21 protein-coding genes are annotated in these 21,558 nt (G+C 35.9%); 5 read left to right on the top strand and 16 right to left on the bottom strand.

Translation table 11 applies throughout. From position 1 onward, the window contains the following. Positions 1 to 43: 43 nt before the first annotated feature. Positions 44 to 1,651, bottom strand: a complete 1,608-nt coding sequence (locus NOV28_RS08025) for a fumarate hydratase (protein WP_255929532.1) — start codon at positions 1,649 to 1,651, stop codon at positions 44 to 46. Positions 1,652 to 1,813: 162 nt separating this feature from the next. After that, the gene (locus tag NOV28_RS08020; protein WP_255929530.1) at positions 1,814 to 2,890 is read right to left on the bottom strand and encodes a helix-turn-helix transcriptional regulator; all 1,077 of its coding nucleotides are present in this window, start codon (positions 2,888 to 2,890) and stop codon (positions 1,814 to 1,816) included. 113 nt (positions 2,891 to 3,003) lie between these two features. On the opposite strand from NOV28_RS08020, the gene fumC reads away from it, so the two are divergent. Continuing rightward, positions 3,004 to 4,386: a class II fumarate hydratase gene (fumC, locus tag NOV28_RS08015; protein WP_255929528.1), complete on the top strand. Its 1,383-nt coding sequence runs from the start codon at positions 3,004 to 3,006 to the stop codon at positions 4,384 to 4,386. A 113-nt stretch (positions 4,387 to 4,499) separates the two neighbouring features. Here fumC and NOV28_RS08010 read toward each other — a convergent pair whose 3' ends face one another. From NOV28_RS08010 to NOV28_RS07985, 6 genes are all read right to left on the bottom strand, one after another. Next, positions 4,500 to 6,149 (bottom strand): DNA repair protein RecN, encoded by a 1,650-nt coding sequence (locus NOV28_RS08010; protein ID WP_255929526.1) that lies wholly within the window; start codon positions 6,147 to 6,149, stop codon positions 4,500 to 4,502. Positions 6,150 to 6,270: 121 nt separating this feature from the next. Further along, positions 6,271 to 7,176, bottom strand: coding sequence for a type IX secretion system protein PorD (gene porD / locus NOV28_RS08005; protein WP_255929524.1), 906 nt, complete (start codon positions 7,174 to 7,176; stop codon positions 6,271 to 6,273). A gap of 36 nt (positions 7,177 to 7,212) precedes the next feature. After that, the gene (gene coaBC / locus NOV28_RS08000) at positions 7,213 to 8,418 is read right to left on the bottom strand and encodes a bifunctional phosphopantothenoylcysteine decarboxylase/phosphopantothenate--cysteine ligase CoaBC (RefSeq protein WP_255929522.1); all 1,206 of its coding nucleotides are present in this window, start codon (positions 8,416 to 8,418) and stop codon (positions 7,213 to 7,215) included. A 120-nt stretch (positions 8,419 to 8,538) separates the two neighbouring features. Continuing rightward, on the bottom strand, positions 8,539 to 8,862 hold the full coding sequence (locus tag NOV28_RS07995) for a DNA-directed RNA polymerase subunit omega (RefSeq protein ID WP_255929520.1): 324 nt from the start codon (positions 8,860 to 8,862) through the stop codon (positions 8,539 to 8,541). A 110-nt stretch (positions 8,863 to 8,972) separates the two neighbouring features. After that, entirely contained in the window at positions 8,973 to 9,878 is a 906-nt protein-coding gene (locus NOV28_RS07990) for an outer membrane protein assembly factor BamD (protein ID WP_369413220.1), read from the bottom strand. A gap of 143 nt (positions 9,879 to 10,021) precedes the next feature. Beyond that, complete coding sequence (locus NOV28_RS07985; protein WP_255929518.1) at positions 10,022 to 10,648, bottom strand: TetR/AcrR family transcriptional regulator; 627 nt, start codon at positions 10,646 to 10,648, stop codon at positions 10,022 to 10,024. 88 nt (positions 10,649 to 10,736) lie between these two features. Here NOV28_RS07985 and NOV28_RS07980 point away from each other — a divergent pair, with 88 nt between their 5' ends. The 4 genes from NOV28_RS07980 to NOV28_RS07965 all read left to right on the top strand — a co-directional run bounded on the left by NOV28_RS07980 (position 10,737) and on the right by NOV28_RS07965 (position 13,212). Continuing rightward, positions 10,737 to 11,369 (top strand): TatD family hydrolase, encoded by a 633-nt coding sequence (locus tag NOV28_RS07980; protein ID WP_255929517.1) that lies wholly within the window; start codon positions 10,737 to 10,739, stop codon positions 11,367 to 11,369. A gap of 1 nt (position 11,370) precedes the next feature. Next, positions 11,371 to 12,099, top strand: coding sequence for a tRNA threonylcarbamoyladenosine dehydratase (locus NOV28_RS07975; RefSeq protein ID WP_255929516.1), 729 nt, complete (start codon positions 11,371 to 11,373; stop codon positions 12,097 to 12,099). Positions 12,100 to 12,123: 24 nt separating this feature from the next. Then, complete coding sequence (gene rnpA / locus NOV28_RS07970; RefSeq protein WP_255929514.1) at positions 12,124 to 12,501, top strand: ribonuclease P protein component; 378 nt, start codon at positions 12,124 to 12,126, stop codon at positions 12,499 to 12,501. Positions 12,502 to 12,564: 63 nt separating this feature from the next. Beyond that, positions 12,565 to 13,212 carry a DUF4126 domain-containing protein gene (locus tag NOV28_RS07965; protein ID WP_255929512.1) on the top strand — a complete coding sequence of 216 codons (648 nt, stop codon included), beginning with the start codon at positions 12,565 to 12,567 and terminating at the stop codon, positions 13,210 to 13,212. Between the two features lie 6 nt (positions 13,213 to 13,218). Here NOV28_RS07965 and NOV28_RS07960 read toward each other — a convergent pair whose 3' ends face one another. The 8 genes from NOV28_RS07960 to lysA form a co-directional block, all read right to left on the bottom strand. After that, positions 13,219 to 14,886 (bottom strand): DUF8458 domain-containing protein, encoded by a 1,668-nt coding sequence (locus NOV28_RS07960; protein ID WP_255929511.1) that lies wholly within the window; start codon positions 14,884 to 14,886, stop codon positions 13,219 to 13,221. 1 nt (position 14,887) lies between these two features. Then, a complete protein-coding gene (locus tag NOV28_RS07955; RefSeq protein ID WP_255929508.1) occupies positions 14,888 to 15,439 on the bottom strand; it encodes an LptE family protein in 552 nt (183 codons plus the stop codon). Position 15,440: 1 nt separating this feature from the next. Further along, positions 15,441 to 16,724, bottom strand: a complete 1,284-nt coding sequence (locus NOV28_RS07950; protein WP_255929506.1) for a sigma-54 interaction domain-containing protein — start codon at positions 16,722 to 16,724, stop codon at positions 15,441 to 15,443. Positions 16,725 to 16,776: 52 nt separating this feature from the next. Further along, positions 16,777 to 18,225, bottom strand: coding sequence for a tRNA (N6-isopentenyl adenosine(37)-C2)-methylthiotransferase MiaB (miaB, locus tag NOV28_RS07945; RefSeq protein WP_255929504.1), 1,449 nt, complete (start codon positions 18,223 to 18,225; stop codon positions 16,777 to 16,779). Between the two features lie 106 nt (positions 18,226 to 18,331). Continuing rightward, positions 18,332 to 19,051 (bottom strand): energy transducer TonB, encoded by a 720-nt coding sequence (locus NOV28_RS07940; protein ID WP_255929496.1) that lies wholly within the window; start codon positions 19,049 to 19,051, stop codon positions 18,332 to 18,334. Between the two features lie 109 nt (positions 19,052 to 19,160). Next, positions 19,161 to 19,688: an energy transducer TonB gene (locus NOV28_RS07935; protein WP_255929494.1), complete on the bottom strand. Its 528-nt coding sequence runs from the start codon at positions 19,686 to 19,688 to the stop codon at positions 19,161 to 19,163. Between the two features lie 24 nt (positions 19,689 to 19,712). Next, positions 19,713 to 20,117 (bottom strand): hypothetical protein, encoded by a 405-nt coding sequence (locus NOV28_RS07930; protein WP_255929492.1) that lies wholly within the window; start codon positions 20,115 to 20,117, stop codon positions 19,713 to 19,715. Positions 20,118 to 20,155: 38 nt separating this feature from the next. Continuing rightward, positions 20,156 to 21,355 carry a diaminopimelate decarboxylase gene (lysA, locus tag NOV28_RS07925; protein WP_255929490.1) on the bottom strand — a complete coding sequence of 400 codons (1,200 nt, stop codon included), beginning with the start codon at positions 21,353 to 21,355 and terminating at the stop codon, positions 20,156 to 20,158. Positions 21,356 to 21,558: the final 203 nt, after the last annotated feature.

The following is a 21,558-nucleotide window of genomic DNA, read 5'->3' as shown; positions in this document are numbered from 1 at the left end:
ATTTCTACTGATTTTTGTGTTGAAATGCTGTTTTTAAATATAATTAATGTGCAATCGATGAAAAGAAATCGTTTCCTTTATCATCAGAAATAATGAATGCTGGGAAATTTTCGATCTCAATTTTTCTTACTGCTTCCATTCCGAGCTCTTCAAAATCAACAATTTCCACTGATTTGATGTTCTCTTTTGCTAAGATAGCCGCCGGTCCACCGATAGATCCAAGGTAAAAACCGCCATATTTTGCACAAGCATCAGTTACTTCTTTGCTGCGATTTCCTTTGGCAAGCATAATCATGCTTCCGCCTAAACTTTGGAATTCATCAACATACACATCCATTCTTCCCGCGGTAGTAGGACCAAAACTTCCAGAAGGCATTCCATCAGGCGTTTTTGCTGGACCTGCATAATAAATTGGATGGTTTTTGAAATATTCAGGCATAGGTTTTCCGCTGTCAATCAACTCTTTGATCTTTGCATGAGCGATATCGCGGGCTACGATTAAAGTTCCATTAAGACTTAAACGAGTTTTAATAGGATATTGAGAAAGTTCTGCTAAAATTTCTGGCATCGGTTTGTTGAGGTCAATAGAAACTGCTTTTTCCAAATGAGGTGGAGTTTCTGGCAAAAATCGCTTCGGATTGGTTTCTAATTGCTCTAGGAAAATTCCATCGCGAGTAATTTTTCCTTTGATATTTCGATCTGCGGAACAAGAGACACCCATTCCAACTGGGCAAGAAGCAGCATGTCGCGGCAAACGAATTACACGAACATCATGGGTTAAATATTTTCCGCCAAACTGAGCTCCGATCGAAGATTCTTGGCAAATTTGCTGAACTCTTTTTTCCCATTCCAAATCACGGAACGCTTGTCCGCCCATGTTTCCTTCGGTTGGAAGATGATCGTAATATCCAGCACTGGCTTTTTTCACTGCTGCTAAATTGGCTTCTGCAGAAGTTCCCCCAATCACCAACGCTAAGTGATACGGTGGGCAAGCCGCTGTTCCCAAATCCATGATTCTCTCGCGGACAAATGCTTCTAAAGATGCATCGTTCAATAAAGATTTTGTTTTCTGGTAAAGAAATGTTTTGTTGGCCGAACCTCCACCTTTTGCCAAGAAAAGGAATTTGTATTCTTCGCCTTTTGTGGCATAAATATCAATTTGAGCCGGAAGATTTGAGCCTGAATTTTTCTCATCAAACATCGTCAAAGGAACGACTTGCGAATATCTTAAATTTCTGTTTTGGTAAGTGTTGAAAATTCCTCGGGAAATCCATTCGCCGTCTAAAGCTCCGGTGTACACATTTTCCCCTTTTTGGGCTACACAAATTGCAGTTCCGGTATCTTGACAGCTTGGTAACGCGCCTTCAACGGCTACTGCGGCATTTTGTAATAAATTATAGGCAACAAATCGGTCGTTATCCGTCGCTTCTGGATCGTCGATGATGTTGCGAAGTTTCTGTAAATGCGAAGATCTCAACATGAAAGAAACGTCTGCCAAAGCTTGTTCAGCGAGAAGTTCCAATGCTCTTGGATCTACGGTAAGAATTTCTCTTCCGCCGAGGTATTCTATTTTTAAATATTCTGAACTGAGTTTTTTGTATTGGGTATCGTCTTTAAGAATAGGAAAAGGTTCCTGGTATTGAAATTCCATTTTTTATTAAACTTTTTTAAGAGTGTAAAATTAACTAATTTCAAGAGGATAATAAAAAGATTCCTACACTTTCTCCAATAAAAAAGGCACAGAAAATATTTTCTGTGCCTTCTTCTTTCTCATCATGTGTGTTTGGTAATGCAAATGTAATACTTTTGTTTGTCAAATTCTGTCAACCAACTCATTGGGAAGAAAAGAATTGTTGGAAACAATCGGATCATCGGTTTTATATGATTCTATAATATCGTGGTGTTTTTTGACGACGAGTTCTTTTAATGTGTTTGGTTTCAATACTTTAGCGTTGCTCATCCATTGAAAAACCCAGCCAACCAATTCACGATTAATTCCGCAACGAAGTTTCATAATATAGTTGCCATTTTCCTGCTGAGTGATGTTTTGCGAGTGATGCCAAAAGTGATGTTTAATGAATTCGCCTGTATATTCCGAAAATTCGATTTCGATATCGTAGATTTCATTATTCATATTTCCGGTAATTCCAAAGCGGGATTGCATCTCGTTTTCTAGTTTTTCGAGCAATTTCTTGTTGTCGAACATAATGTTGGTGAGATGATATTCTTTAATTTGGTTCAACGCAATAATCATCAAATTGCCACTTTCTTTCATATAGCCGGAAAGATGGATCACACCGCGGTGATAGAGGATGTGCAAAGGCAAAAACACCAATGGATAATGAATGGATTTCGGGATAGAAGTATAATCATATTCCACATCCAAAAGCTCGATTTCTCTTTTATTTTGAATGCACCAGATCGCATCGTTCAATGTTTTCTGATAATCATCCATCGAGAGAAGTTCGTAGAAATATGTATTGGAAATTTGTTGTTCCGCAAAAATGGAGAAGTCTTCGAAATTACTTTTGCTGTAGTTTTTATAAAAAAGATTTTCAATTCTATCAAAAGTCGCTTCGCGAGATTTCACCAAAGGCAGCGGCATTAGGTTTTTAAAAAGCAAATAACTGTGAAGGTCAAATTCATTGAGCTTTGTGGTACTTTCGTCATATTCAATTTTCCAGGTTTTTTTGTTTTTTTCGCCTTCCGTGACGATGAGTTTTTCATCAGGCAATTCTATGTTTTCAAGATCGTGCAAGTATCGGTAAATTGTTCTTTCAGATATGGAAAGTCCGTTAGTTTTGATCCATTTTTTTAAGATTTCGATGTTCACAGGTCCACGTTTAAGGCGGCTGTAAACTTTTAAAAGGTTTTCAGATTTCTTAGGCATAATTTTTTTTTCTCACTCAAATCTAATTAATATTTTTATTCAATACAATCTAATTTATTTTTCATTTCTCATCAAAAATGAAAATCGTAACTTTAGTTGATAAATTTTGAAAGATGAATTACAGAACAGAACACGATACAATGGGCGATGTACAAGTGCCTTCGGATAAATTTTGGGGAGCACAAACCGAACGTTCACGAAATAATTTTAAAATAGGCCCCGAAAGTTCGATGCCACATGAAATTATTGAAGCATTTGTCATCCTGAAAAAAGCAGCAGCTTTTGCAAATTGTGAATTGGGCGTTCTTTCCGAAGAAAAAAGAAATATGATTGCGAAAGTTTGCGATGAAGTTTTGGATGGAAAACTTAACGATCAATTTCCATTGGTAATTTGGCAAACCGGTTCTGGAACCCAATCGAACATGAATGTGAATGAAGTGATTTCCAATAAAGCACATGTGAATAATGGCGGAATTTTAGGTGAAAAATCTGAAATCCATCCCAATGATGACGTGAATAAATCCCAAAGTTCCAACGATACTTTCCCGACTGCGATGCACATTGCTGCTTACAAAAAAGTGGTCGAACATACCCTGCCCGCAGTTGAAAAACTAAGAAATACGTTGAACGCGAAATCTGAAAATTTCCAAAATATTGTAAAAATTGGAAGAACGCATTTAATGGATGCAACGCCTCTAACTTTAGGTCAGGAATTTTCCGGTTATGTCGCTCAACTCGATTATGCGATGAAAGCCATCACCAATACGCTCGATCATTTACAGGAAATTGCACTTGGTGGCACCGCCGTTGGAACCGGACTCAACACACCAAAAAATTATGATGTTACCGTTGCAAAATATATATCAGAATTTACAGATTTGCCTTTTGTGACCGCCCCAAATAAGTTTGAAGCGCTCGCTGCTCACGATGCGATGGTGGAATCTCACGGCGCCTTGAAGCAACTCGCGGTTTCGTTATACAAAATTGCGCAGGATATTCGTTTGCTCGCTTCCGGACCGAGAAGTGGAATTGGCGAAATTTTGATTCCCGAAAACGAACCCGGCTCTTCGATTATGCCTGGAAAAGTAAATCCTACACAAAATGAAGCGATGACGATGGTTTGCGCGCAAGTTTTAGGAAATGATACCACGATTTCTTTTGCCGGAACTCAAGGAAATTATGAGTTAAATGTTTTCAAACCGGTGATGGCGTACAATTTCTTGCAATCTGCTCAACTTTTGGGCGATGCGTGTCTTTCATTTAATGATCATTGCGCGGTTGGAATTGAACCGAATTTGCCAAGAATTAAAGAATTAGTGAATAATTCATTGATGTTGGTAACCGCTTTAAACACACATATCGGCTACGAAAATGCTGCAAAAATCGCAAAAACCGCTCATAAAAACGGAACGACTTTGAAACAAGAAGCCGTGAATCTCGGTTTACTTACCGCTGAACAGTTTGATGAATGGGTGAAACCTGAAGATATGGTTTAATTTAAGGAAATTTTTAGGATTTTTAAATAAAATAAATCACCGCGGCGTTTAAAAAAAATAATCGTGGCATTAGGAAAAATACCGCGGTGATTTCAAATTTTTGATGAGAAAAATTATTTCATTAATTCCTTCGCTTGAGAAATCGCAGCTTCTGTAATCTTGCTTCCAGAAAGCAATTGCGCAATTTCTTGTAGTTTTTCTTCGTTGTTTAATGGCAAAATCGTCGATTGCGTTTTTCCGGAAACATCAGCTTTCATTACTTTGTAATTGTTGTTGCCTTTTGCAGCGACTTGAGCAAGATGCGTAATCACAATTAATTGCATATTTTCCGACATTTCTCGCATCACATTTCCCATTTCTTCCGCAACTTTTCCAGAAACTCCGGTATCGATTTCATCTAAAATCAAAGTTGGAAGTTCGGCATTTTCTGCTATAATTTTTTTCACAGAAAGCATTACACGAGATCGCTCTCCGCCGGAAATTGCTGTCTGAATCGGCTTAAGCGGAAATCCAGAATTGGCCTGAAACATCAACTGAATTTGTTCTTTCCCGAATGGATTGAAATTTTGGCTGTCTTTCAATTCAACTTCGATTTTTGCTTTTTCTAAACCAAGTTGTTTCAATAATGCTTCGATTTTTTTTACAAAATCAGGCGTGGATTTTTTTCGGTTTGCAGATAATTCTTTGGCCAATTTTTCCAATTGTTCCGCTGAAACAGAAATTTTCTTTTCAATCTCTGAAATTCGGAATTCTAATTCCACGAAAGAACCTTGTTCATTGGAAATTTCGTCGCGAATTGCTTTTAATTCTTCTACCGAATTCACATTGTGTTTCAGCAACAAAAGATTAATTGTGTTTAATTTTTGGTTCAATTCGGCAAGAATTTCAGGGCTGGTTTCCATTTTTTCGGCTTCGTCCTGCAATTCAAAAAGAATGTCTTTAAATTCCAGAAAATTCTCTTGAAATCTTTGGTTCAGCAACGTAAATTCATGGGAAAGATCCGCAACTTTCGAAAGTTTTCCCTTCACATCATTTAAAGAATCCAAAATTCCTATTTCTTCCGCATCGAGTTTGATGAAGATTTGAGAAAGATTTTCGGTGATGGTTTCAGCGTTTTCGTGGCGTTTTACTTGGCTTTGAAGTTCTTCTAAATCGATCAGATCCAAATTGGCTTCTAACAATTCATTCAATAAAAATGCTTTATAATCGCTTTCTTTATTGCCTTCGGAAAGTTGTTTTTTCAGATTTTCGAGTTCGTTCACCAACTTTTTATGTTCAGAAAATTCTTTTTGGTAAACGGAAATCAAAGCTTTATTCTTCGAAAGTCCGTCGATAATTCGAAATTGGTATTCTTCATCAAACAAATTGGAAGTTTCAAACTGCGAATGAATATCGATCAGTTTTGAAGAAAGCAATTTCAGCGTTTCCAAAGTTACCGGGACATCATTGATGAAAGCACGAGATTTCCCGTTTGGTAAAAGTTCGCGGCGAATAACGGTTTGGTGCTCGAAATCGAGATCGTTTTCATCAAAAAAAGTTTTGAAATTTTCATTGATGGAAAATTCGGCTTCAACAATGCTTTTCGCTTCAGAATTTTGCAAAGATTTAGTGTCGGCTCTTTCTCCCAAAATCAGGCGCAAAGCTCCGAGAATAATTGATTTTCCGGCACCGGTTTCTCCTGTAATTACCTGTAAACCTTTGTTTAATGTAATTTCAAGGGAATCGATTAGCGCAAAATTTTGAATGAAAATTCTTGAAAGCATGTTGATAAAAGCCGTTTACGAAATTATATTTACGAACTTGAAGCTGTAAATTTAAGGATTTTAAAGGGGATTAAAAAAAGAAGAGCAGAAATAGCGAAATGAAATTTCAGGAAAGGTTGATTTATTTCCACTTATTCCATTTGCTGTCGATTTCGCGTGGAGCCATCGTTACGAAAAGCGCTTTCAGTTCGGTCATTTTTACGGTGGCGTTGTTTCCGTTGCTGAAAATATCGAAAATTTCCTGTTTTTTGGTGTCGATGAAAAGATTCACCGGATAATTCATCTGGAAATTATTTTCATAAGTTTTCAGTTGCATCAACGCATCAGCAATAATTTTTTTCGCAGATGCTTGATCTTGTTTCCCGAGATTGTCCAAACCAGCGCGGTGATAAGTGTAAAACAAGTTTCTGAGCGTGTTTTGTTCAGGTTTTAGGATATTGTCGATGAGTGCAGCTCTGGTTTTATTGCCTTCGATGAGCGACCATCCTGCGAAATTTTGATTTTGTGAATTGTTGGAAATTTTCTGCGCTTTTTCGAACCATTCTTGTCCTCCGCGAACTTTGTAGCTGTCGCCGTCGTAGCCTAGAATTGTGTAAACATAAAAACTAATGGCGTCGATGAGGTTTTTCCCAGAAAATTGTCTTTCGTTGAAAACCAAATTCTCGTTTTCGGTATATTCAAAACCGAAATTAGTATCATTAATATTCAACAACGGACTTTCATAAGTTGTGTTGAAAACCGGACGAACCGCTTGAACAATGATACTTCCTCTGAAATTGCTGCTCCCCGTTCTTTCGGTGATTACAATGGCAAAATTGCATTTGATTTTCTCGAAATTCTGTAATTTTTTTCCTGTCCAACTTGTATTGTTGATGAAATCTCGAAGGTTTTTTTCTAAAGTTCTGTAAACTTGAGTGTTGCTTCCGCCTAATTGCTGAGCATTCACCTGAACAGTTGCTAAAAGTTCTTGGGAAAAACTTAGATTAAAAGAAAAAATAAGGATAAATATTGTAAAAAATTTCTTCATGTTGGAGTAAAATTAAAGAACGGAAATTTAGCAATATTATTTCAGAATTTGTTCTTCAATATAATTTAAAATGTCCGTAGCTACTTCATTTTTTGATTTCAGAGCGAATTCTTTCATTTCTGTTTTGGTGAAAATCTTGATTTTGTTGGTGTCGTTTTTGAAGCCTGCACCTTCGTCCCGTAAAGAATTGAGCACAATCATATCGAGATTTTTTTTCTGGAGTTTTCCTTTTGCATTTTCTTCTTCATTTTGAGTTTCCAATGCAAAACCAACTAGAAATTGTTTGTTTTTTTTCTCGCCCATTGTTCTCAAAATATCCGGATTTTTCACCAATTCAATCGTCAGAGAATCATCGTTTTTCTTGATTTTTTCTTTGGCAATTTCTTTCGGAGCGTAATCTGCAACGGCAGCGCTTGCAATCGCGATATCTACTTTTTCATAAAAATTAAAAACCTGCTCGAACATTTCTTTAGCGGAAGTAACTCGATGAATTTCAATATTTTGATGTTGAATTTTCTGAGAACTCGGCCCTGAAATCAGAATCACTTTTGCGCCACGATTTGCTGCTTCTTCAGCAATTGAAAATCCCATTTTTCCTGATGAATGATTTCCGATAAAGCGAACAGGATCAATCGCTTCATACGTTGGTCCGGCGGTGATGAGTACCGTTTTTCCAGCTAAATTTTTTGATTTTTGACTGGAATTAAAAAAGGATTCAATAGTATTTGAAATGGTTTCAGGTTCGGCCATTCTTCCTTGTCCGACCAATCCACTCGCCAATTCGCCATTTTCTGCAGGAATAATAATATGTCCGAAATCTTCAGCAAGCTCCAAATTTTGCTTCGTGGAAGGATGTTGATACATGTCCAAATCCATCGCTGGAGCAATAAGAACAGGACATTTCGCCGACATATAAGTTGCAATAACCAAATTGTCGCAAATGCCATGAACCATTTTTCCCAAAGTATTCGCTGTACACGGCGCGATAAGCATTATATCTGCCCAAAGCGCAAATTCAACATGATTATTCCAGGTGCCGTCATGAGAATAAAAATCAGAGAAAACCGGTTTTTTTGAAAGGGTAGAAAGGGTAAGTTTTGAAACAAAATTTTCCGCTGAAGGAGTCATCAAAACCTGAACTTCAGCGCCTTTTTTAATCAAGTCGCGGATGAGGTAATTGATTTTGTAAGCGGCAATTCCGCCAGTAATGGCAATGAGAATTTTTTTACCTTCTAGGATCATTAGATTAAGATTTAGCTTGCACGAATTTAGTTAAAAATTTAGAAAGGCAAACGAATAAAAAAAATCGCAAAAGTAAATACTTCTGCGATCCTTATTTTCTTGAGTGAAAAAAACTTAAGTTTAGTTTTTCTCGTCAGTGTTTCTGAAGTAAATTTCTCCGTCAAGCCATTCCTGAATTGCGATAGAGGTAGGTTTTGGTAATTTTTCGTAATGTTTGGAGATTTCAATTTGCTCTCTATTTTCGAAAACTTCTTCCAAAGTAGAGTTGTGTACCGCAAATTCGTCTAATTTATTATGAAGTTCAGAGCGGATTTCGGCATTGATCTGTTCTGCTCTTTTGCCCATAATTACGATGGCTTCATAGATAGAACCTACATTTTCTTCGATTTTATCTTTGTCGTAAGTTATTGTACTTAGTTCTGCTTTAGAATCTTTTGCGCTCATTTTCAGTGGATTATTATATTAAAAGTTTGCAAATATACAGTTTATTTTTGGATTTGGAAAGTGGCAGCAGGTGCAGGTGTAGAAAGTGCAGCGCTGTCTCTTTTAATCTCTTAAGCTTTTTTTTCAGCTTCTTTTTGGTCTTTCTCCAAATTTTGCTTTAGCTCTTCAGCTCTTTGCTTGTCTTGGATTTCTTTTTTTCTGGTTTCTACCTTTTTCTCAAGTTCTGCAAAGTTTTCTTTTTCCTTCAAAAGCTTATTTCTGAGTTCAACAGCTGTTTTTGCATTGTCGGTATTAGGCATTTCTCTTTCTACTTGTTTGGTGAAAGCCAAAGCGTTTTCAATACGGTCTTTTTTCAGGTCGTAGACAGAGTTTACAGCAAGTTCGTATTTGGATTTCAAAATATAAGCATAGATTTTATCAGCCAGTTTGGTGCTCGGAAAATCGCTCAACACGTTTTCGAAAGCAACGTTTGCGGCTTTATAATCTGCCATTTTATAATATTGTCTTGCGTTTTCATACGCTTTGAATTCAAGTTTATAACTCAATTCGTCGATTAACTCATTAATGTTTTTAGACTTTTCAGAATTCGGATAGTTGTTCAAGAAATTTTGAAGTTCATTGATGGCGAGTTCTGTGCTTGTTTGATCCAAATTATAGTCCATTGAACCTTCGTAATAACACAATGCAGACATATAGGAAGCATCTTCAGCTCGTTTATCTTGAGGAAAAGTTACCGCAAAATTCTTGAATTGATGACCTGCGAGTTTATAATTTTTGTCGTAATAATTGGCGTAAGCTGAGTTGTATACCACGTTTGGAGCATCATCCGTACCTGCTACGAGATTCGAAAGTCTTTCGTATAGTGCCAATGCATCAGTCCATTTTTTATTTTCGAATTTTTCGTTCGCAACTTTTAGGATATAATCTTTATCTGCGCTTTTCATTGCAAGTTCTTGCTGTTTGTTACAAGCCGACAAGCTGAAAATTGCGAGGAGTACTATCAAATATTTTTTCATAAATCTTTTATAGCAGAAAGAATTAGAAGTTTTCTGCGGTTCAGTTTGCAAAAATATAATTTTTTTATCAATAGATTTTTTTTTATGATAATTTAACTAATAAAATACGAAGAAATTACATTTTCAAGGCAATTTGCTTAAAATCAGGAGGCGTGATAACCCACCAAAGAAAAAACAGTGACCAAAAGATTTGCTAAAATTTTTCTTTCTGCATCCTGAAGATAATTTTCTTCTTTGCCTGAAACATACAATTCATAGAAATTCTTATTGCGAATCACGAACAGAGACGAACCAACAATAAGCGTCAAGATATCCTCTGGTTTTGGAGCATTACTGAAAACGCCAGACGCAAGTCCTTTTTTAATAACATCATCAATTTTTGAAGTAAAAGTAGTGTAGAATTCTAATAAATCATCTTTAAGATGCTCTGTATGTCGAAGTTCCTGAGTGACAAAACCATGAAAGTAATTGAATTTAAATAATTGATTTACAACATATTTAACCAGTTCTTTTAATTGCATTTCCGGTTTTCCATCTTTGATGATTTCAGCAAATTCCGCAAAACTTTCCCGGGTTTTCTGCACTCGGTAACGGTACAAGTAAGACATCATCTTTTCCTTGGAACCAAAGTAATAGGAAATCATCGCCACATTAATATTCGCAGTAGTGGAAATATCGCGGATCGAGGTGCCTTCAAATCCTTTTTTAGCGATTAACTTTTCTGCAATATCCAATATATGAATCTGTTTTTCCGAGAATTTCTTCTTCATTTTGAATTAATTTGAGTAAAGTTAAGGAATTTCTTCTTCATTTTAAAACAAATGTTTAATTTATTTTACCTGAATTTTATTACATTTGATGATGGATTTTTTTGATTTTCACCATCATGATTTTAGCAAAAAGTTTGGGATTTATAACTTGAAATTAAGAGAAGTTCCGCCTGCTAATTTTTTTTCTGCAGGAATTCATCCACAAGATATTTCTGCCAGTTTTGAAGAAGATTTTTTGTGGTTGAAAGCGATTTCAAAATCGGAAAACTGTGTGTCAATCGGCGAATGCGGTTTGGATGGTTTGATCGGGATTGATGAAAGTCTACAGAATGAAGTCTTTCAAAAACAAATTGAACTTGCCAATGATATCCAAAAACCAATTATCATTCATTGTGTTAAAAGATTTTCTCAGCTCATTCATTTCAAAAAAAAATCGAAAGTTCCGATGATTATTCACGGGTTCAATAAAAGAAAAACCATAGGAGACGAACTATTAAAAAATCAGTTTTGTTTAAGTTTTGGAAAGTCAGCTTTGTATAACGTAAATTTGCAAGATTTTCTGAAACAAATTCCCATCGATCAACTTTTTTTAGAAACAGATTCTGCAGAGTTTGATATTGAAGATTTATACCAGAAAATTGCAGTACTGAAAAATCATCAAATCGGCGATTTTCAACAAAAAATCAAAGAAAATCTCGAAAATTTACAAATTTTTATATAAAATGGAGAAGAATTGGCTAGAAAGAACCGAATTGCTCATAAAGGAAAATGGAATTGAAAAACTACAAAATGCAAATGTTTTGGTGGTTGGTTTAGGCGGTGTTGGTTCGTTCGCAGCTGAATTTCTTGCAAGAGCAGGAATTGGGAAAATTACCATCGTGGACGGCGATGTTGTTGATATTACCAATGTTAACAGACAACTTCCTGCGCTTCATTCAACTATTGGAAAACCGAAAGTTGAAATTGTTGGTGATAGAATGATGGATATCAATCCGAAATTAGAATTGACGAGAATTAATGAATTTCTTGTTCCCGAAAGTATCGAAAAAGTAATTGATTCACAATGCTTTAGCTATGTTTTAGATTGTATTGATAGCGTTACTCCAAAAATCACTTTAATTAAAATAGCAAAACGAAAAAAAATAAAAGTGGTAAGTTGTATGGGAGCTGGAGGAAAAACTGATCCGTCTAAAGTAATGGTGCGCGACATCAGTAAAACCTATAATTGCTATCTTGCTAAAAATGTAAGAAAACGTCTTAAAAAAGAAAAAATTAATAAAGGAATTCGCTGCGTCTTTTCAAATGAAATTCAGGACGAAACCAGTCTAAAAATGACAGATGGAACAAATTTCAAACGATCTTTCTATGGAACGATCAGTTTTATGCCTGCAATTTTCGGATTGTATGCTGCGGCTGAAGTTATTAATTATTTAACAAAAGAGGTTAAATAAAATCAATTAATCAAATTATTTACTTTGAATCAAAAATATCCTACCAAGGAAAAACTTAAACAAAAGAAAGAAATCGATTTGCTTTTTGGAAAAGGTAAATGGTTGACTTGTGGGAATTTACGTTTGATTTCAATTAATCTAGACAAAAAGCCACAAGAAGGATTAGTTGTTGAAAATCAAAAGATTGGAGTTTCTGTTTCAAAGCGTTATTTTAAAACAGCAGTTCACAGAAATCGAATCAAACGGCAACTTCGAGAGGTTTATCGATTGAACAAATCAGTTTTTACAGAAGTTTTCGGTACACATTCGTTAACTATGATTTTTTGGGTAAGCCCAGAATTGCCGAAAGATTTTAAATCTTTGGAGGAGAATTTCATAAATCTCTGTAAATCAAAAAAATAATTTTATACGCATTAGCATAGTTTTTGTAAATTTGATTGAATAAAACGATAAAATTTAAAGAAAATGCTTGATAATATTCCCTTTTTACCATACGCCATCAGTGCGTTTATCGGAATTGGACTTGCTGCAGCAACTGGTTTCAGGGTTTTTCTGCCAATGTTTGCTGTAAGTTTGGCTTCTTACATGGGCTGGATTCCGATGAACGAAAGTTTTCAATGGCTTGCCGGATTACCAACGCTCATCACCACAGGAATAGCGACGGTTGTTGAGATTTTGGCTTATTACATTCCTTATATTGATCATCTTTTGGATACATTATCAGTTCCGTTGGCAACTGTCGCCGGATCGGTGATGTTTGCAAGTCAATTTGCTGATATTGGTACGTTTCCGCAATGGGCTTTGGCGTTGATTGCTGGAGGTGGAACCGCAGCAGCGATAAGTTCGGGATTTGCCGGAACTCGTGCTGCGTCTACCGCTACGACAGGCGGTTTAGGGAATTCCGTCGTAGCGACTACCGAAACTGCAGGAGCTGGAATTATGTCGGTTTTAGCAATGACAGTGCCGTTTATTGCCTTCCTCGCAGCAATAATTTTAATTATTGTTGTAATCGTTATGGGAAGAAAATTATGGCGGAAATTCCGAAGTTTTAATTCTTCTGATAGTGCTAAAGTAATCGATGTAGAAGCCGTCGAAACGAAAAATATAGAATAAAAAGAATTATTTATTCTGGCGTAATTCCTTGACTTGATCTATTTTATCAGCGAAATGTTCTTTTTTGTCCGGATGTTTATCGATAAGAATTTCGAATGCTTTAATCGCTTTGGAATATAATCTTTGTTCAATATATAGATTTGCCAAAGTTTCGGTCATCAAGTGAGAAATATTGTCGCTTTTTTCTTTCACAACAAAATCGGAATCTTCTTTTAATTTAGAAATTTTCGGTTCTTTTACAATGAATTCCTCAATCAGTTTTTCTTTAGAAATTGTAGGATTTTCGTTTGTTTCTTCCTTATTTTGACCGATTTTGAGCCAATTTTGCCAAGTATTGATGAAATTTGGAATATTGCTTTCAGAGTTTACTGAAGTATCGGAAGTGTTTTCTTTTGAAGTGCTTTCTGATATTTCCGGTTTCTGATTTTCTTGAATTGAAGAGACATTTTGAGAGAAAAATGAAACATTGAAAACAGGTCTTTCTTCATTTTTTTCAACCGGAATTATAGGAGTTTCATCAATAATTTTATTTGCAGGAGTTTCAATATCTTCCTTTTTTTCTTCGGATTTTTTATCAATTAATGAATCAGGGGTGTTGCTTGAAAAACTCATGGGTTTCCATGGTTTTTTGTCTGAAATGTTATCGTTTTTAGTGATTTCTGCTTCGTTATGAGTAGTTTCTCTTGGTTTTTGAATGTTTTTAGGAACGTCAATGCTTTCAGAAATCACTTCTTTTTCTTCGATTTTTTTATCAATAATTTTATTTTCAGAAATTTCTTCTTTAATTTCAGTTGGCATAAAATCTTGAGTTTCAGCAAAGTTTACTTCTGCATTTGAAATAGCCGTTTCTTCAGTTTTTACCTTTTCTTTTTTCGAATTCTTCATTTTTGCTTCGACTTCGGCGATAAGTTTTTGCATTTCTTCTTCGTGTTTGCTCAAAGTTGGTCTAGGAACTTGATAAACAACTGGATCTGGATTTTTGCTTTCGATTTTTACATTAGGTAAAAATTCTTCCATTCCATGAAAACTAACCTCAGCATTGTTTTCATCTTGGTTTTCAGCTGGTAAAATTTCAGTTTTTTCAGCAAGAATTTCTTCGGGAGCACTTTCTTCTTTTAATGGAATTTCCTCTTCTATTTTCGGTGCTCCAATTTCAATTTTCGTTTCGTTTGGAACCGGTTGAGTGACAATAGTACCGGATTCTAGAGTTGATTCGAGGTCGATCGATACGGATTCGGTTTCAAGGAAATTTTCTTCTCCTTCAAATAGAATTCTGTTCAAAACTCCATCTACATAAACTGGTTTTGGAGTTTCAACCTGAGTTGGCGAAATAGTATGTATAGAATCAGAAGCAACCGGAATTGTTGGAATTTCTTCTATCGGTGCTTGGATCTGGCTATCTTCTTGAGTTTTAATTAAAGAAACTTCTGCTTTTTCTGAAAGTTCTTTTTTATTAATAAATTGATATAGTATTTTCTTGTCCGTAGTGTAAGCCGCAGTTGTTGAGAGTTCTTTAGGGTAATTTTCAGGCTGATGTGTGTAGACTCCGTACAGATATAAGGCTCTGATATTCTGTATATAAGGGTGTTTTTTTATTTCAGAATTTAAGATTTCTAAATCTTGATTTTGAAATAATTCCGGATTCTTTATTAATTCTAAAACTCTTGGATTCATCTTACCAGTTGGCTACAATATCGTTAAAAATTTTATTGATGATTCTCTCGTTTACCACTTTTACTTGGGAAGTTTCGATGGCATTGATATCCAAATCACTGCTGAAAACAGCTTCATCGGAATAGGTTCTGTCGAAACTTTTATCCGGCTCAATTCTGTTTTCGTAATGCACTTTTACGGTAATGGTAAGCTTGTTTTGAGCTGCTTGAATATTCCCTCCTGGAGCATTTACTGCACTGGAAATGGTCGTTGGCGTAATTGAGTAATCGATGATTTCGCCTTCAATCAAAATATCCGGATTCTCGGAAGCACCTTTCAGGGTGGTTCTTTGAAGAAATCTATTTTGTATGTCCGTCGAAAATTGCTGTGCAAGATTCGCATTCATTAACGCTGCATTATTCGGAAATTCTTTAATTTGAATAGTTTTTGTTTCAGGGCTTAGCGATGAGAGTGTGAACGAATAACAGCTCTGAAGAAAAAACAGATAAATACAAAGAAAAAATACTTTTCCCAAACCGAAATTCTGGATGTTAAATTTTGAATTTTGAATCATTTTAGTCTTCTAGATTATATTGTTTTATCTTTCTATAAAGCGTTCTTTGCGAAATTCCGAGTTCATCTGCAGCTTTATTTCTTCTACCTTTATGTTTTTCAAGGGCTTTTACGATTAGTTCTCTTTCATTATTTTGCAACGAAAGCGAATCGGGCTTGGTTTCTTCGATTTCAACGTCTTCTGCTTCGTCAAAACTTTCATGTCCATCGGAAATAATCGTGGAATTAGGGAACTGATTTGCATTGGAGTTCTCAAAATACAACAGCGAATTCGTGTTCTGAACTTGCGTTTCAGGAGTGAAAACTCTATTGATAAGATTCTTCTCTTGATTGCTAAAGTCGCTGTTTCCGCGGTTTTTTATAAGTTCCGAAGTTAAGGATTTTAAATCATTTAAATCATTGCGCATATCAAACAGAATCTTGTACATAATTTCCCGTTCCGAATTGAATTCCGAGTTGGAAACGGCATTTCCCGTTTTATGAACTAGCGCCGGCAAATTCGCCTGCATCGGAATATATTCTGCTAATTTTACGGAATTGATGGTTCTATTTTGCTCCACCACGGTCATTTGTTCCACCAAATTTCGAAGCTGACGCACATTACCAGGAAAAGGGTAATTTTCAAGATAATTTACTGCATCATCCGTTAAAACCAATTCCGGCATTCTGTATTTTTCGGCAAAATCAATCGCAAATTTTCGGTAAAGTAAGTGAATATCACCTTTTCTTTCTCTTAAAGGTGGCATGTCGATTTGCACGGTATTCAAACGATAATATAAATCCTCCCGAAATCTTCCGTCGCCAATGGCGTTCAGCATATTCACGTTGGTTGCTGCAACAATTCTTACGTTGGTTTTTTGAATTTGTGAAGATCCAACTTTCATGAATTCGCCACTTTCTAAAACTCTTAGCAAGCGAACCTGCGTCTGAAGCGGCAATTCGCCAACTTCATCGAGGAAAATGGTGCCACCATCTGCTACTTCAAAATATCCTTTTCGTGTGGAAGTTGCTCCCGTAAAAGCGCCTTTTTCATGGCCGAAAAGTTCGGAATCTATCGTTCCTTCAGGGATTGCACCGCAGTTTACGACGATATAAGGTTGATGTTTTCTGCGAGATTCAGAATGAATAATTTTCGGGATAAATTCTTTCCCAACTCCAGATTCTCCCATGACCAATACGGAAATATCGGTTGGAGCAACCTGAATGGATTTTTCTAAAGCCCGATTAAGAGCCGGAAAATTCCCGATGATGCCGAAACGTGTTTTTATGGATTGTAAATCTGTCATTTTTAATTTTAAATGAGTTAAAGTAAAAAAGCAGCGATTTCCTTATGATTTTTTATACAGAAACCCCGGTTACGGTTTTCCCCAAAAGTGTTCCTTGGGTATTTCCGTGAACAAAAACAGACACAATGTCGCCTAATTTTTGACCTTCCAGCTTATCGAAAACACAAACTGCGTTTTGGGAATTTCTGCCTTTCCATTGATTTTCGTTCTTTTTAGAAGTTCCTTCGATCAGGATTTCGTGTACTTTTCCTACATAACTCGCCATTCTTTTTCGGGAAAGTTCGCCTTGTAACGCGATTACTTCAGCTAAACGTCTTTGTTTTACCTCCGCCGGAACATCATCTTCCATCTTCTTGTGAGCGGGAGTTCCCGGCCTTTCGGAATATGCGAACATGTAGCCATAATCGTATTCCACTTCTTTCATTAAAGATAAAGTCAGTTGATGATCTTCTTCAGTTTCACCGCAAAATCCGATAATCATATCTTGTGAAAAAGAAATATCGGGAACAATTTCTTTTCCTTTTTTAATTAAATCCAAATATTCCTGACGCGTGTGTTGGCGGTTCATTTTTGCTAAAATTCTATCGCTTCCGCTTTGTACAGGAAGGTGAACATATTTACAAATATTGTCGTGTTTTGCAATGACTTTGAAGACTTCTTCCGTCATTTCATGTGGATTGGAAGTGGAAAATCTGATTCGCATTTTAGGAGCCGCAACTGCAACCATATCAAGAAGTTGCGCAAAGTTGATTGCAGTTAGTTTTTGCATTTCGGTCGCGTTTTTGAAGTCTTTTTTTGCTCCACCGCCATACCAAAGATAAGAGTCTACGTTTTGGCCCAAAAGGGTGATTTCTTTATAGCCATTTTCCCATAAATCTTTACATTCTTGGATGATAGAATGTGGATCGCGGCTTCTTTCGCGGCCTCTGGTAAAAGGAACTACGCAAAAAGTACACATATTATCGCAACCTCTGGTGATGGTTACGAACGCGGTAACGCCATTTCCACCGAAACGAACCGGATTGATGTCGGCGTAAGTTTCTTCTTTAGAAAGAATTACGTTAATCGCATCTCTTCCGTCTTCCGTTTCTTTCAAAAGATTGGGCAAATCTCTGTAAGCATCGGGTCCTACGACCAAATCCACTAATTGTTCTTCGTCCAGAAATTTGGTTTTCAAACGTTCAGCCATACAGCCCAAAACTCCAACTGTAAGATTTGGTTTTTCCTTTTTTAAATTTTTAAATTGAGAAAGGCGCATTCTCACCGTTTGCTCCGCTTTTTCACGAATTGAACAAGTGTTGAGCAAAATTAAATCTGCTTCTTCTTGCTTCAAAGTCGTATTGTAACCTTGTTCGTTAAGGATAGATGCTACAATTTCCGAGTCGGAAAAATTCATTTGGCAGCCGTAGCTTTCCAAAAAGAGTTTTTTGGTATTTTGAGGCTTTTCGGCAATTGCGAAAGCTTCACCTTGTTTGGTTTCGTCGATATATTTTTCTTGCACTTTCTTAGAAATTAGATATTAAAAGAACGTTTTTCTGCGCACTTTTAATGTAGATTTTAATTTGCAAAGATAAAGAATTTTTGTGACAGAATGTCAGAAGTTTTTTTTAATCCATCGAGAAGGCTAAAGGCAATTTAAAACGAGATCTTATCGGAATTCCGCTGATGGAAGCAGGAGTCCATTTATTTTTAATACTCGCAATTCCACTGATCACCATATCGTCGAAATCTTTTGATCCAGTAGATTCTACCAATTTTATATTGCTCATTTTTCCGTCTTTCTCGATAACAAAAGTTACAAGAAGTTTAAATTTTCCGTGAAATGTAAATCGTTTTAAATCCATACTTTGAAATACTTTTTTTCTGAATTTGTCAATTCCGCCTTCATAATTTGCTATTTCCATTTCATTTACGGGATCGTAATCCTCTTTTAATTTCTGAAAAAGATCTCGCGGAATAATCCAGAAACTGGTCACTGCAGCCACTTTTTTGCCATCGACAACGGCTGGATTCCAACCGGTTAAGTTTTTTGCAACTTCTTTAAAAAGATCAAATGCACATTTATTTTCTTCCCAATTGCTGTCTTCATTTTTCACATATTTTATTTTGTGGTCGGGATAAATGACGATTCTGAAGTTGATGTTTTCATTTTTGTTTTCGCAAGGCTGAAGATTTTTTTCGAGAATTACCTTTCGGAAATCTTTATAAAACTGAATGTTTCCTCCGATGTAATCGGTTTGTCCTTCCGGATATTTTTCATAAATATCTTGTGAAAAATAAAGCGTCGAGAAAAAGAATGCAAAAAGGAGAATGATTTTAGATTTCATGGTTGAATAAAAGCAGATTTTCTTATAGTTTCAAAATGAACAGAAACTTCAAATATTTTTTTGTTTAAATATAAAAAAAAACTTTGCAGTTGCCTACAAAGTTTTTCGTTTAGAGATCAAAACTATCTGTTCTGAAATTTATTTTCTGCCTCAACTTCGATTCCACGGGAACTCCGTTGCAAGTTGCGGGTTTGAATTTTGGATTCATCCTTCTCAATGCTATTTCCACATCGCGGTAAAGCAAATTGCTGTTCAAAACTTCTGGTAAAAGCTTAAAACTTTGCAAATTACCGGATTTATTGATGTTTAAATGCAATTCAAAAGTCCCATTGACCGAATAAAGTCCGGAATTCAAATCATTCTGAATATTTTTCGAAAGTGCTTGTTTGAAAGAGTTTTCACCTCCTGAAAATTGTGCGTACAACGGATTTTCGCATTTTAAACGGTAAAATTCCAACGGATTATTTAGATCCAAAGCAATGGATTGTTTCACCATTTCTCTTGAATTTTCAGTAATATCATTATCTTCAATAAGATACTGCGACTTCGCAAGAAAACTTCCCATGAAAAGAAGAATCAGGATTAAATTTTTCATTGCATAAAAATAAAAAAACTTCACGGTTTCGTGAAGTTTCATTGTATATTTTTTTGGCTTTATTATCTATCTGCCACTGTTCGCAATTACAGAACGGAAGGGATCGCCTGCGCTTAAGTTTGTTCTTCCGTCAACTTCTTTAACCGATTGTGAAAAAGCAACTTTCATCGCCACATCATCACTTCCTTCATGTTTTTTTACGCTTCTACCAACCGCTCTCTTCAGTTCAACTTCAAAGTTTTTATCTGTTTTTGGAAATACTTCAAAATTGTAAAGCTGGTTGTCATTCACAGAGAATTTCACCAAAAACTCTCCGTTAGCTTGAAAGTTCCTACCCACTGTATTCAAATTAGCCTTTAAACTCTTTACCATTTTATTCTGAGAATCAGTGGCGTTCACCAATTTAACTTCTGTCTGAGCAAAAGCAAATGCACAGACAGACAATGCTGCAAAAGTCAGTAATTTTTTCATGTTGTTGATTTTCAATAAAATTAAACAAAATTTTTGAATTATAAAATTTCAATCTGGTTTTTCAATAAATCCTCGAATTCATCACGCTTTCTTATTAAATGTGCTTTTCCGTCCAACCACAGAACTTCTGCAGGCTTCAGTCTGGAGTTGAAGTTGGAGCTCATTTCGAAACCGTAAGCGCCGGCGTTCCGGAAAACCAATATATCACCCTCGCGCACTTCATGAAGTTTTCTGTCCCATGCAAAAGTGTCGGTTTCGCAAATATTTCCAACAACGGTGTAAATTCTTTCCGCACCTTTTGGATTCGAAAGATTTTCGATAATGTGGTAAGAATCATAAAACATCGGACGAATCAAGTGATTGAAACCGGAATTAATTCCCGCAAAAACCGTTGCTGTAGTTTGTTTGATGACATTAGTTTTTACAATTAAATGGCCGCTTTTACTCACCAAATATTTCCCTGGTTCGAACCAAAGTTCAAATTTTTTCCCAGAGTTTTTAGAGAATTCCGCCAAAGCTTTTTCTACTTTTTTGCCCAATTCTTTCACGTCGGTTTCCATATCGCCGTCTTGGTAAGGAACTTTGAAGCCACTTCCCATGTCTAAATATTTCAAATTCGGGAAATGTTCCGCCAATTCAAACATAATTTCCAAACCTTGAAGGAAAACATCAGGATCTTTTATTTCACTTCCGGTATGCATGTGAAGTCCTTCTACATTGAGATCGGTGGTTTTCATTACTCTTTCGATATGACGAAGTTGGTGAATGGAAATTCCGAATTTGGAATCGATGTGACCGGTAGAAATTTTGTAGTTTCCACCAGCAAAAATATGCGGATTGATTCTAATGAAAATAGGGTAGGAACCACCGTATTTGTTGCCAAATTGCTCAAGAATTGAAATATTATCAATATTAATATGAACTTTTAATGACATTGCTTCCTCGATTTCTGCTAAATCCACACAATTCGGCGTAAAAAGGATTTTCTTTGCCTCGAAACCAGCTTTCAAACCGAGTTTTACTTCATTTATAGAAACGCAATCGAGATTTCCACCAAGATTTTTTACATATTTTAAGATGTTGATGTTGGAAAGCGCTTTGCAAGCATAGAAAAACCGGGTGCTTTTGTGAAAAGAAGTGGTAAGTTTTTCATATTGAATTTTGATGGATTCCGCGTCGTAAACATAGGTTGGAGTGCCATATTGTTCGGCAATTTTCAGTAAATCTTTATTAGTCATTTTTTATTAATTTAAAATCAAAAAAAGCAAGCCCAGAAAGAGCTTGCTTGATTATTTAGCGATCAACAAAACAGCTCTCAATCCACAATATTTGCCTTAGTGGAAAGCTTTTTCCCCTTAGAAGCAAATTTCTTTATTGATTTCTTAGCTGCCATTTGATCTGTTCTGTAAATTTTTTTCAAAATTAATTTTTTTTATTTAAT

Source organism: Kaistella montana (assembly GCF_024436175.1).
GTDB classification, from domain to species: domain Bacteria; phylum Bacteroidota; class Bacteroidia; order Flavobacteriales; family Weeksellaceae; genus Kaistella; species Kaistella montana.
The sequence above is the reverse complement of the archived record's forward strand: the minus strand, read 5'-3'. Positions and strand labels throughout refer to the sequence as shown.